This window comes from Aphanothece stagnina RSMan2012, from assembly GCF_046764815.1.
Lineage (GTDB): Bacteria > Cyanobacteriota > Cyanobacteriia > PCC-6307 > Cyanobiaceae > NIES-981.
In genome coordinates, this window is the sequence record NZ_JBKOUC010000043.1 from 1 (window position 1) to 10,351 (window position 10,351).

Sequence of the window (10,351 nt, forward strand, 5' to 3'; positions counted from 1 at the left end):
TCCCCGGAGCTCTCGGTGGCCGTCGCCTCCCGGCGACCCAGAAAACTTACAACACCGTTCGGCTCGCGCCTCCTGATCCCGTAAGCCCCGCTAACCCCTCAGCTTCCGCTCGGGGGCGCAGTCCAATAACTTACCACAGGAGGGCCGAGGGGCCACGGGGCCTGGCCGATCAGGCCGCCGGATCCCCGAGGCCTGGGGCCAGGCCTGGCGCCTGAGGCCTCACTTGCACTGGCTCAAGGTCTCGTTGATCCGCGCAGAGGTCCCCTCGGGCAGCTGCAGGTTCGGATCCGCAAAGCGGTTGAGCACCGCCATCAACTGGGTGCGGCTCAGCCGAGCCTGCTGCACAAACTCCCCTTGTGGGGTGAACTGAGCCAGTTCACAACCACAGATGTAGGTGGTTTTGCCGGAAGGGTCCGAATCCGCGAGAGGCTCCTGCTTCGCTCGGGCCTCCTCCAGCTTCTTCTTGGCCTCCTCGGTCTCCTCATAACCCGTCACCTCGCCAACGTAGGCCACCCCTTCCAGCATGATCACGTTGTAGAGATCGCTGGTGCGATCGATCACAAAGGTGGTGCCTTTGACGCCAAGAACCTTGCTGCCGAGACAGGCGCGCTGAGGCCCACTGGAGAGAAACGATCCCTTGCCGATGGTCAGACAGTCGCTGCCGACCGTGATGACGCTGGAACGCCCCAGAAAGCCGATCGAGGTGTTGTCAAACAACAGTTCTGCCCTGCTGCGCCCTGTCCGCACCTGGGAGCCCGAGCGGGCCACCTGGTTCACCTTGGCCGTCTTGCCGTTGATATAAACCTGATTCCCGTCAATGATCCGCTTCACTTTGGCCTCCTTGTAGGAGGCCGCCTGCACGGCAGGAGGGGTCAGACAAGCCTCCAGAGCCACCAGACAGGCCAGCAGGCCAGCGGCTTTGAGGCCTCCACCCATCAAGAAACGAGGCCGTACCCGGGATGCGCAGGCCAAGGGGTAATGATCTATTACTACACATGTAATTCTAGCCGCCTGGAGACCAAGGTCAACGAAGCGTAGCGATCGCTACCCTTTTTCGCCTCCATGGCCGTTCGTTTCCGCGGGTTCCCCGCCTTCGCTGTGACCCTTGAGGGTGAAGGCATCCTGGGTTCCCTGACCGCGCAGCTCAAATTGACCAAGCGACGCAAGCGTCCACTCCGGTGCGGCAAGGCTGGCCACCCGACTGGAGAGAACAACGGCGGAGTTGGTCTGTTTGGCCACCCCTTCCAGCCGACTTGCCATGTTGACCGTATCCCCGATCACGGTGAAATCCATCCGTGATGCGCAGCCGATGTTGCCACTGATCACCGGACCTGCAGCCAGAACCATCACCTGCTCCCATTGCTCTTTGCCGGCCTCCTGCCAGCGCTGGTTGAGGGCCTCCATGGAATGCTGCAACTCGAACACGGCCCGCAGGGCTGCATTGACCTCCTCTTCGATACCCCGACTCATGGGGGCACCAAAGACAGCCAGGACGGAATCTCCCATGTACTTGTCGATGGTGGCCCCCTCACGCTGAAGCACCGTCACAAGCATCCCAAAGTATTCATTGAGCTGGTCAACCAGCTCAGGCACCTGGTTGGCCTGGGTCATCGCCGTGGTGCGGTTGGTGAAGCCGCGCACATCACTGATGAAGATCACCACATCGAACACCCTCCCCCCCAGGATCTCATCGGCTTCCTCCGGCTGGGTCGCCATCTGAGCCGCGACGGCTGGGGAGAGGTAGCGGCCAAGCATGCGCCGCAACCGCAACTTGCTGAGCTGCAGGCGAACCGTCGCATCCCCGGCACTCACCAAGCCCGTCGCCAGGGTGACCACCGACAGGCCCAGCAGACCGATGCCCAATCCGAACAGGTTGAGCAACAGGAGTCCACTGCCCAGCATGGCGGCGCCCAGCAGGGCCAGGGAACCCAACCTGACCTGGGGGCGCTCCGAACGGGCGGAGAGCAGTCCCAGCAGGAGCACCAGCACGCCCACGAACAGTCCCCAGAGCCGGGAGGCTGGGGGAACGAACAGGGCCCGTCCCTCGAGACGATTGGCAATCTCCGTGGCGTGGATCTCCACGCCGGGCATGCCCTCAGCACCGGCAAAGGCGGTGCGGTGGATGTCCTGCAGCACGCTCGCGGTGGGGCCGATCAGCACGACGCGATTGCGAAAATCACCCCGGTCGGCGAGTCGTTTGAAACTGTCGGCTTCCAGCACCTCCCAGATGGGGATGGTGGTGATGGTGCGCGCAGGTCCGTAGAGATCCAACAACCGTCGCCAGGACTCGCTGGCAACGAGGGGAGGACGTTCCGGCAAACCTCCCTTGCGGATCAATCCCGTGGCCAGTCCGGAGGGAACCTCAGGCAACTCGGACTGGCGAAGCTGCTGGGCATAGGAGCTGGGGCGCAGCCGGATGTAGCCGTCGTCATCCTGAAGGCCGTTGAGCAGACCCGAACTCTCGGATCCAGCGGCAGCCGCGAGCATCGGCAGTGGTGAACTCAGGGTGAGGCCCCCAACCCGCCCACGGCTTTCGAACACCTGCGCTCCGAGCACCACCTTGTCGCGGTAGCGCTGCAGGCCCTTCGCAAAGGCTGCATCGTCGGCCTCGCCATGGCTGCTCGGCGAATCGAACAGGATGTCAAAGGCCACGGCTTTGGCACCGGACCCGAACAAGCGATCGAGGGTCGATGTGTAGATCGAGCGCGGCCAGGGCCAGGATGTGAGCGACTGCAGCAGAGGATCGGTGCTGAGATCGGCGTTCTGCCCCTGAATCAGGCTGAAGTCATCGATGGCGAGGATCACCACATCGCGCGGCGGCTGCCGTACACCGCGCAGCTCCTGGGCCCGGGTGACCAGGGAGAGCTGCCAGCGCTGGTAATACTGCGGGAAGGCCCACAACCCGATCCCGCAGATCGCCGCCCAGATCAGAAAGGCGACATGGCGACGTGACCAGACCAAGAGCTTCATCGTCGTTGCCAGTGAAGAACCATGAACCGCTGGGCGTGGACCGCAGACCGGACGATCCGCAGGCCTGATCACCGTAAAGAGCGCCCCCTCAACTGTCAGCCGGCTTCCCATCCGGCGAACCGCCAGAAGCCGCCATTGATTCGCCCAGGTTGCTGATCTGCTGGCTGGACAGGCCTGTGGCCGCCTGGCGGTTGGGGCCTGTGCCACGATCCCAACCCAGCTCCGCCCTGCCCCACCCGTGACCCTGCGGCTCACCAACACCCTCACCCGCCGCGTCGAGCCGTTCGAGCCCCTGGAGAGCGGGAAGGTGAGCATCTACTGCTGCGGTGTGACGGTCTACGACCTCTGCCACCTCGGCCACGCCCGCAGCTACATCGTCTGGGACGTGCTGCGCCGCTACCTGATCTGGCGGGGCTATGCCGTGACGTTCGTGCAGAACTACACCGACATCGACGACAAGATCCTCAGGCGCGCCGCCCAGGAGAACAGCTCGATGGAAGCGGTGAGCGAACGCAACATCGACGCCTTCGTGGCCGACATGGCACGGCTCAACATCCTGCCCGCCGACCGGATGCCGCGGGCCACCCGCAGCCTCGATGCCATCCGCAACCTGATCGGGGAACTTGAGGCCCGTGGCGCCGCCTACTCGGCCGATGGCGACGTCTATTTCGCCGTGATGCGCCATGCCGGCTACGGCAAGCTCTCGGGCCGTGAGCTCAGTGAGCAGCAGGACAACGCCTCCGGCCGCATCGGCGATGCGGAGGAAGCCCGCAAACAGCACCCCTTCGACTTCGCGCTCTGGAAGGGGGCCAAGCCGGGGGAACCCAGCTTCCCCTCGCCGTGGGGGCCTGGACGGCCGGGTTGGCACATCGAGTGCTCGGCCATGGTGCGGGAGGAGCTGGGGACCACGATCGACATCCACCTCGGTGGCGCCGACCTCGTCTTTCCCCACCACGAAAACGAGATCGCCCAGTCGGAAGCCGCCAACGACGAGCCCCTGGCGCGTTACTGGCTGCACAACGGCATGGTGAACGTGGGGGGCGAGAAGATGAGCAAATCGCTCGGCAACTTCACCACGATCCGGGCGCTGCTCGATTCGGGGGTCAGCCCGATGACACTGCGGCTGTTCGTGCTGCAGGCCCACTACCGCAAACCGCTGGACTTCACCGCCGCGGCCCTCGAGGCCGCCGCCACGGGCTGGAAAGGACTCCATGCCGCCCTGGTCCTGGCGGCCGGTGGATCCTCCCCCGCCGAGTCGGGCGCAGTCACGCCGGCCCAACCGGCCAGCGATCCGGCCGGCCTTCCCGCCGACCTGGCGGCGAAGCGGGAGCAGTTCGCCGCGGCGATGGACGACGACCTCAACACTTCTGCGGCCCTGGCGGCAGTGTTCGACCTGGCCCGCCCCCTGCGCGGCCTGGCCAACCGGCTGGAACGGGGCGATCAGGCCGCCGCGGCCGAGGCTGCCGATCCGGCCCTGGCCCGCCGCGGGGCCCTGCTGCTGGAGCTCTGCGCCGTGCTCGGACTGCGGCCGGAACCCCTGCCCGCAGCTCCCGGCGCTGCCGCGGCCGAAGCCGACGCGGCCCAGATCGAAGCGCAGATCGAAGCGCGCACCGCCGCCAAGGCATCCCGGGATTTCGCGACGGCGGACCGGATCCGCGCCGAGCTCCAGGCTCAGGGCATCGAGCTGATCGACAGACCCGGGGGGGTCACCGAGTGGCTCCGCAGCTGAGGCTTCAGTCCTGGCCGCCGCCGGAACGGGGGGGCTGGCCGGCCATCGTCCGTTCGATCCTGCGGATGCGGGTCAGGGTGGTCTGCCAGACCTCGAGCTGAAAGGTCAGGTCAGCCTCGCCGCCGGCCACGGCCTGCCGGCAGCCTTCCACCAGGGCTTCGATGTCCTCCCGGCGCTCGAACGCCTCCCAGAGCTGACGCTCCAGCCGGGCCCGCTCTATGAAATTCCAGCGCTGCAACCATGCCGGCCGTGCCGCCATCACCGGGCCTCGAACTGGCGCCAGTTAAGACCCTGCCGGCGCCGGCGCGCCTCAGCCCCCCCAGCTGCGCACCAGGTCAGCCACCGAAACGGCGAGGCCAATGGCGATGGCCGGCGGCGACACCCAGCGCAGGGCCCAGAGCAACCCCCGCACCAGCCAGCGGCGGCTGCCGGATCCCTCCAGATCGGCCCGGAACCGGGCCGGCACCCCCCAGCCCAGCAGCAGCGCCATGCCGAGGCCGCCGCTGATCAGCAGCACACCGCCGAACAGGGCGTCCATCCGCTCCAGCACGGCCACATCCAGGGCCGAGGGCAGGCCCAATACGCCGATCAGGGCCACCATCACCCAGACGGTGCGGTCGCGGCTCCAGCCGAGCCGGTCCATCAGCGAACTGGTGGGCACCTCCAGCAAGGACACCGAGGAGGTGATCGCCGCGATGTAGGCCAGGCTGAAGAAGACGGCCGCCACCAGCCGGCCGTTGAAGCCCAGCGAGGCCAGCCCGGTGGGGAGGCTGATGAACAGGGTGCCCACCGTGCTGCCGCTCACCACGTCGCTGAGGCCGAAGCTGGCCACCACCGGGAAGGTGACGCAGCCCGCCATCAGCCCCACCGCCGTGTCCATCCCCACCACGGCGACGGCCTCGCTGGGGATGGCGCTGCGGCGATCGAGGTAGGCGGCGTAGGCCAGGATCGCGCCGATGCCCGTGCCGATCGAGAAGAAGGCCTGGGTGAAGGCGTTGCGGATGGTGCCCGCATCGGTGAGCTTGGCGGCGTCCCAGCGCAGCAGGAAGGTGCGGTAGCCCTCATGGGCCCCGGGCAGGCTGGCGGCCCAGAGCACCAGGCCGAGCAGCATCAGAACGAGCAGCGGCATCCCCCAGCGGCTGAGCCGCTCGATGCCGCCGCGGATGCCGGCCGCCACCACCAGGCCGGTCAGGCCCAGGCTGATCAGGTGGCCCAGCACCGCATCGCCGCCGCTGCTGATCTCAGCGAAGTAGGCCTCGGCGGCGGCCATGTCGGCCGGCAGGCCATCGAGGAGGGCGTGCAGGAGGGTGCGCCCGGTCCAGCCCATCAGCACCGCGTAATAGGAGAGGATCCCGATCGCCGCGGCCATGTACAGCCAGCCCAGCGGGGCCCAGCGGCGACCGCCGGCGGTGATCGGGGCCAGCAGCGGAGCGTGCCCGGTGCTGCGGCCCAGCACCATCTCCGCCACCAGCACCGGCAGGCACACCACCAGCACGATGAGCAGATACAGCACCACGAAGGCCGCTCCCCCACCCTGGGAGGCGCGGTAGGCGAAACCCCAGAGGTTGCCCAGACCCACCGCGCTGCCCGCCGCCGCCAGCACGAACCCCAGCGACGAGCCCCAGTGCTCCGGCGGATGGCCGCGCTCGTCGCGGTGGTGGAGGGCTGCCATGGGCGGCGTCAACGGTCGCCCCAGTGTCCGGCACACCGCAAGCGCAGGGGCGCACCGCTGTGGGGATGGCGCAGCTGCAGACCCCAGGCATGGAGGCGCATCCGACCGGGGTACCCGGGGCCGTAGAGCGGGTCGCCCAGGATCGGATGGCCCAGCCAGGCCATGTGCACCCGCAGCTGGTGGGAGCGGCCGGTGCGGGGCTGCAGCAGCAGGCGGCTCCAGCCGGGACCCCGGGCCAGCAGGCGCCAGCGGGTGAGGGCGGCCTTTCCCTCCGGAACCACCCCGTAGCGCGGTGGCCGGGCGGTGAGGCGTGCCAGGGGGGCGTCGATGCGGCCCGAGCACCCCCGCACCTCCCCCTGCACCTCCGCGAGGTAGGCCTTGCGCACCCGGCGCTGCTGGAACTGCAGGCTGAGGTTGCGGTGGCTGAGCGGATCGAGGGCCAGCACCAGCAGCCCGGAGGTGTCGCGATCGAGGCGATGCACCAGCTGGGCGGTGGGCCAGCGGCGCTGCACCTGGCCGAGCAGGCTCTCGCGCAGCTGGGGGCCCAGACCAGGCTGGCTCAGCAGGCCCGGGGGCTTGTCCACGGCCAGCAGCCAGGGATCGGCATGCACCAGGGCCACGGGCGCCATGGCAGAGGCCACCCCCTCGCTCCAGCCTGGGGGCCTCAGCCCCCCATCTCCTCCACGCCGGCCTGATGCTGCAGCTGCTCGAGCCCCGTCACCAGGGCCACGCCGATCCCCATCAGCAGCAGGGCGACCGCCAGGGCTTCAGGGCTGGGCGGGCCCGCCAGGGCATCGCGCAGCACCACCAGCTTGCCCTTGGCCGTGGTGGTGCTCTCCAGCACCGTGCGGAAGGGCCAGATCTTCCACAGCGACCCCGCCATGAAGCCCACCAGCAGAGCCACCGTCTGGCCGTGCCAGCGGTGGAGCAACCAGCGGAGCAGGCGCACGAACAGCAGCAGGCCGGTGATGCAGCCCAAGGCGAAGGGCACCAGGGTTCCCAGCTGCAGCCCCTTCACCGCCTCCATCACGTGCTGATACTGGCCCAGCACCAGCAGCAGGAACGACCCGGAGATGCCCGGCAGGATCATCGCCATGATCGCCACCGCGCCACTCCAGAAGATCGTGAACGGATCGTGGGGCATGGTCACGGGAACCCGGGTCACCAGCACCAGGGCCCCGATCACCCCGGCCACCATCGCCGCCAGACCGGAGGCCCCCCAGTGGGCGTGGCGGGCGATCAGCACGATCGAGCCCACGATCAGCCCGAAGAAGAAGGCGAACAGCAGCACCGGGTGGTGCTCATAGAGCCAGGTGATCGGCCGCACCAGCACCAGCACCGACGTGCCGATCCCCGCCAGCAGGGGCACCAGGAAGCCGAGCTGCACGCGGGAGGCCGCCTGGCCCCACTGGCCGCGGCCCAGCAACCCCAGCAGCTCCGGATCGAAGCCGGCGATCGCCTCGAGCAACCGGCCGTAGATGCCCAGGATGAAGGCCATGCTGCCGCCGGAGACGCCCGGCACGACATCGGCCGCCCCCATGGCCAGGCCACAGCCGATCACGTAGGGAACCGACGGTGCGCTCCGCGCGGTGGAGGGGGCCATGGGCAGACCAGTGGGACACTTGGAGCGCCGCAACCTTAGGGAGCCCCGCCGTGAAAGCCATCAGCGTGCTGGGATCCACCGGGTCGATCGGCACCCAGACCCTCGAGATCGTCTGCGAATTCCCCGACCGTTTCCGGGTGGTGGCCCTCACCGCCGGCAACAACCTCGATCTGCTGGTGGATCAGATCCGGCGGCACGAGCCGGAGGTCGTGGCCCTGGCCAACCGGGAACGGGTTCAGGAGCTCAGGGAGCGGCTGGAGGCCCTCGAACCGGCGCTGCAGCCGGCCCGGATGCCGGAGCTGCTCGGCGGAGCCGACGGGCTCAACACCGCCGCCGCCTGGCCCACGGCCGACCTGGTGGTGACGGGCATCGTGGGCTGCGCGGGCCTGCTGCCCACCCTGGCGGCGATCCGCGCCGGCAAGGATCTGGCTCTGGCCAACAAGGAAACCCTGATCGCCGCCGGCCCGGTGGTGCTGCCCGAGCTGGCAAGAAGCGGTTCACGCCTGCTGCCGGCCGATTCCGAGCACTCCGCCATCTTCCAGTGCCTGCAGGGCACCCCCTGGGCCGACACGGCACGGCTCTCCACCGGTGTGCCCACGCCGGGGCTGCGCCGCATCCAGCTCACCGCCAGCGGCGGCGCCTTCCGCGACTGGGACGCCGCCGATCTGCACAAGGCCACCGTGGCCGATGCCACCAGCCACCCCAACTGGAGCATGGGGCGCAAGATCACGGTGGATTCGGCCTCCCTGATGAACAAGGGGCTGGAGGTGATCGAGGCCCACTACCTGTTCGGCCTGGATTACGACCACATCGAGATCGTCCTGCACCCTCAGTCGATCATCCACTCAATGGTGGAGCTGGCCGATTCCTCGGTGCTGGCCCAGCTGGGCTGGCCGGACATGAAGCTGCCGATTCTCTACTGCCTCAGCTGGCCCGGACGGCTGGAGACCCCCTGGCGGCGGCTCGACCTCACCGCGGTGGGGCAGCTCAGCTTCCGCCAGCCCGACCCCGCCAAGTACCCCTGCATGGGCCTGGCCTATGCGGCGGGCCGCGCCGGCGGCACCATGCCCGCGGTGATGAACGCGGCCAACGAGCAGGCCGTGGCGCTCTTCCTCGAGGAACGCATCCACTTCCTCGACATCCCGCGGCTGATCGAGCGGGTGTGCGATCGCCACAGGGCCGACCTCACGGCCCAACCCAGCCTGGACGAGGTGCTGGCGGTGGACGCCTGGGCCCGGCAGGCGGTGCGTGAGGCTGCCGCCCAGCTCAGCGCCCAGCTGAGCGCCCTGCCCCCCGCCGCCCTGCCGGCCTGAGCGCTGCCATGGCTGTCGTTCAGGCCCCGATCGCCCACCACCTGCTGCTCTGCGCCACCCCCACCAAGGCGCTCTGCTGCCCTGACCCGGCCATCGGCGCCGCCAGCTGGGAGGCCCTCAAGCGGCTGGTGCGGGAGCTCGCGCTGGAGGATCCACAGCGACCGGGAGGGATCGTGCTGCGCACCAAGGCCGACTGCCTGCGGATCTGCAGCGAGGGGCCGATCCTCCTGGTCTGGCCGGAGGGGATCGTCTACGGGGCGGTCACGCCCGAGCGGATCGAGCGCATCCTCCACGAGCATGTGATCGGAGGGGAGCCGATCGAGGCGTGGATCCTGCGGCGCCAGCCGTTCAGCCCACCAGCCGCGCCAGCCAGCGGGCCGTGAGCCGATCGGCCCACGAGGCCGTGGGGCCATCGCCCCGGCCGTGGAAGCCGTTGTGACCGCCGGCTGCGGTGAGCAGCACCTCAAGGTCGGCCCCGGCTGAAGCGCCGCGCTGGCCGGCCTCGACCAACCGGCAGGTGGCCGAGGCCGGCACCCACGGATCGTCGAGGGCATGCACCAGCAGGGCAGGCGGCAGCGGCTGGCCGGCCAGCAGCTGGGGCAGCGGCGAAGCCTGCCGGTAGTACGCCGCGGCATCGGCGAAGCCCCAGCGGGGTGCCGTAATCGCCGCATCGAAGGCCCGCACGCTGCGCACCGCACCCCCTCCACGCAGGCGGTCCCGCTCGAGCGGCTCGAGGCCGTAGGGATCGGCGAGGGTCTGGGCCCGCAGAGCGCGCAGCAGCCACCGGTGGTAGAGCCCGTTGCGGGGGCGTTCGATCTGGGCCGAACTGGCCGCCAGGTCCAGCGGGCTGCTGACGCAGACCAGCCCGGCCAGCAGGGCCGGCTCGGCCAGGGCGGCATTCAGCAGCACCGTGCCCCCCAGCGACAGCCCCACCGCCAGCAGGGGGGCCGGTGCCGCCAGGGCGGCGGCCTGGTGGAGCACCGGCAGCAGATCGCTGTTGCAGGCCGCGGCATAGGTGCCGCGGGCCAGGCCGCGGCCCGGCCCCGCACCGCGCAGGTTGAGGC

General features: G+C 69.3%; 10 protein-coding genes. 3 read left to right on the plus strand and 7 right to left on the minus strand.

The genetic code is table 11. From position 1 onward, the window contains the following. Window positions 1-219: 219 nt before the first annotated feature. The gene (locus tag ACLNEE_RS16105; RefSeq protein ID WP_411423303.1) at window positions 220-936 is read right to left on the minus strand and encodes a FecR family protein; all 717 of its coding nucleotides are present in this window, start codon (window positions 934-936) and stop codon (window positions 220-222) included. Window positions 937-1,044: 108 nt separating this feature from the next. After that, window positions 1,045-2,961 carry a CHASE2 domain-containing protein gene (locus ACLNEE_RS16110; protein WP_412007380.1) on the minus strand — a complete coding sequence of 639 codons (1,917 nt, stop codon included), beginning with the start codon at window positions 2,959-2,961 and terminating at the stop codon, window positions 1,045-1,047. 247 nt (window positions 2,962-3,208) lie between these two features. On the opposite strand from ACLNEE_RS16110, the gene cysS reads away from it, so the two are divergent. Further along, complete coding sequence (gene cysS, locus ACLNEE_RS16115; protein WP_411423305.1) at window positions 3,209-4,699, plus strand: cysteine--tRNA ligase; 1,491 nt, start codon at window positions 3,209-3,211, stop codon at window positions 4,697-4,699. 4 nt (window positions 4,700-4,703) lie between these two features. On the opposite strand, the gene ACLNEE_RS16120 is transcribed toward cysS, so the two are convergent. From ACLNEE_RS16120 to ACLNEE_RS16135, 4 genes are read right to left on the minus strand one after another with little or no spacing between them, the layout of a single operon-like run. Continuing rightward, a complete protein-coding gene (locus ACLNEE_RS16120) occupies window positions 4,704-4,958 on the minus strand; it encodes a hypothetical protein (RefSeq protein ID WP_411423306.1) in 255 nt (84 codons plus the stop codon). A gap of 51 nt (window positions 4,959-5,009) precedes the next feature. After that, window positions 5,010-6,371, minus strand: a complete 1,362-nt coding sequence (locus ACLNEE_RS16125) for a sodium-dependent transporter (RefSeq protein ID WP_411423307.1) — start codon at window positions 6,369-6,371, stop codon at window positions 5,010-5,012. 8 nt (window positions 6,372-6,379) lie between these two features. Continuing rightward, window positions 6,380-7,000, minus strand: coding sequence for an RluA family pseudouridine synthase (locus ACLNEE_RS16130; RefSeq protein ID WP_412007381.1), 621 nt, complete (start codon window positions 6,998-7,000; stop codon window positions 6,380-6,382). Window positions 7,001-7,035: 35 nt separating this feature from the next. Next, window positions 7,036-7,974 carry a DUF368 domain-containing protein gene (locus ACLNEE_RS16135; protein ID WP_411423309.1) on the minus strand — a complete coding sequence of 313 codons (939 nt, stop codon included), beginning with the start codon at window positions 7,972-7,974 and terminating at the stop codon, window positions 7,036-7,038. A 50-nt stretch (window positions 7,975-8,024) separates the two neighbouring features. Between ACLNEE_RS16135 and ACLNEE_RS16140 the strand changes: the two genes are divergently transcribed. Both ACLNEE_RS16140 and ACLNEE_RS16145 read left to right on the plus strand, forming a co-directional pair. Then, window positions 8,025-9,287 carry a 1-deoxy-D-xylulose-5-phosphate reductoisomerase gene (locus ACLNEE_RS16140; RefSeq protein WP_411423310.1) on the plus strand — a complete coding sequence of 421 codons (1,263 nt, stop codon included), beginning with the start codon at window positions 8,025-8,027 and terminating at the stop codon, window positions 9,285-9,287. Window positions 9,288-9,295: 8 nt separating this feature from the next. Beyond that, on the plus strand, window positions 9,296-9,670 hold the full coding sequence (locus ACLNEE_RS16145) for a (2Fe-2S) ferredoxin domain-containing protein (RefSeq protein ID WP_411423311.1): 375 nt from the start codon (window positions 9,296-9,298) through the stop codon (window positions 9,668-9,670). Here the strand turns inward: ACLNEE_RS16145 and ACLNEE_RS16150 are convergent. Then, the coding region (locus ACLNEE_RS16150; RefSeq protein WP_412007382.1) for an alpha/beta fold hydrolase family protein at window positions 9,636-10,351 on the minus strand (716 nt) is incomplete at its 5' end. The genes ACLNEE_RS16145 and ACLNEE_RS16150 overlap by 35 nt on opposite strands.

What these genes read in the sequence shown, in the direction of transcription:
- ACLNEE_RS16120 (WP_411423306.1), bottom strand. Translation starts at nt 4,958, where the DNA reads ATGGCGGCACGGCCGGCATGGTTGCAGCGCTGGAATTTCATAGAGCGG.
- ACLNEE_RS16135 (WP_411423309.1), bottom strand. Translation starts at nt 7,974, where the DNA reads ATGGCCCCCTCCACCGCGCGGAGCGCACCGTCGGTTCCCTACGTGATC.
- ACLNEE_RS16105 (WP_411423303.1), bottom strand. Translation starts at nt 936, where the DNA reads ATGGGTGGAGGCCTCAAAGCCGCTGGCCTGCTGGCCTGTCTGGTGGCT.
- ACLNEE_RS16130 (WP_412007381.1), bottom strand. Translation starts at nt 7,000, where the DNA reads ATGGCGCCCGTGGCCCTGGTGCATGCCGATCCCTGGCTGCTGGCCGTG.
- ACLNEE_RS16125 (WP_411423307.1), bottom strand. Translation starts at nt 6,371, where the DNA reads ATGGCAGCCCTCCACCACCGCGACGAGCGCGGCCATCCGCCGGAGCAC.
- ACLNEE_RS16145 (WP_411423311.1), top strand. Translation starts at nt 9,296, where the DNA reads ATGGCTGTCGTTCAGGCCCCGATCGCCCACCACCTGCTGCTCTGCGCC.